Below are 989 nucleotides of genomic sequence, written 5' to 3'. Positions count from 1 at the left end.
ACCGCCGCCAGCCGCTCCTCGACCGGCGTACGCGGAGCCGTACGACCACCACCCGCATACGCACTCTGCTCCGGGGCCGGGAGGGCACGGTGATCGACCTTCCCACTGTTGGTCAGCGGGATCGCCTCAAGGCGCACATACGCCGCCGGAACCATGTAGTCGGGCAGCGCCTGCCGCAGGTGCTCCCGTAGGGAGGCCGTGTCCGGCTCCCCCACGACGTACGCCACGAGGGTCTTGTCCCCGGCCTGGTCCTCCCTGGCCACCACTACGGCGTCGGTGACGGCGGGGTGTTCGCGCAGACGTGACTCGATCTCGCCGAGTTCGATGCGGTAGCCGCGGACCTTGACCTGGCTGTCGATCCGGCCCAGGCACTCGAAGGTGCCGTCCGGCAGTCGACGCGCCAGATCACCGGTGCGATACAGCCGGGAACCGGCAGGGCCGAAGGGGTTCGGGACGAACTTCTCCGCCGTCAGACCCGGCCTGCCGTGATAGCCGTGCGCCAGACCGTCACCGCCGATGCACAGCTCACCGACGACACCCGACGGCACCGGACGGCCCTGCGCATCCAGCACGTGCAACTGCGTGTTGGCCAGCGGACCACCGATCGAGACCCGCTCGACGCCCTCCGGAACCTCCCAGAACGACGACCAGATCGTGGTCTCCGTCGGGCCGTACACATTCACCAACCGACCGACGCATGAACGCAGTTCACGGGCCAGCTCGGCATTGATGGGTTCACCACCCGTCAACGCCACTACCGACCGATCCTCGAACCCGGCCGTCAACAGCAGCCGCCAGCCCGAGGGTGTCGCCTGCATGTGCGTCACGCCGTGCGCTGCGGAGAGTCCGATCAGCGCAGTAGCGTCCTTCGCCTCACCATCACCGGCCAGGACGACCCGACCGCCCGTGATCAGCGGCAGGTGCAGCTCCAGCCCCGAGATGTCGAACGAGATCGACGTCGACGCCAACCACACACCCGCCTGATCGGC

1 protein-coding gene is annotated in these 989 nt (G+C 68.5%); it reads right to left on the bottom strand.

Annotated features, from left to right (window positions below; genetic code table 11):
* Positions 1 to 968 (bottom strand): amino acid adenylation domain-containing protein (locus ACTMVF_RS42360; protein WP_441276425.1); only part of this gene is annotated, 968 nt, incomplete at its 3' end.
* Positions 969 to 989 lie beyond the last annotated feature (21 nt).

Origin of the sequence: Streptomyces sp. SD31 (genome assembly GCF_052068475.1) — a bacterium.
Classification (GTDB): Bacteria; Actinomycetota; Actinomycetes; order Streptomycetales; family Streptomycetaceae; genus Streptomyces.
The sequence above is the reverse complement of the archived record's forward strand: the minus strand, read 5'-3'. Positions and strand labels throughout refer to the sequence as shown.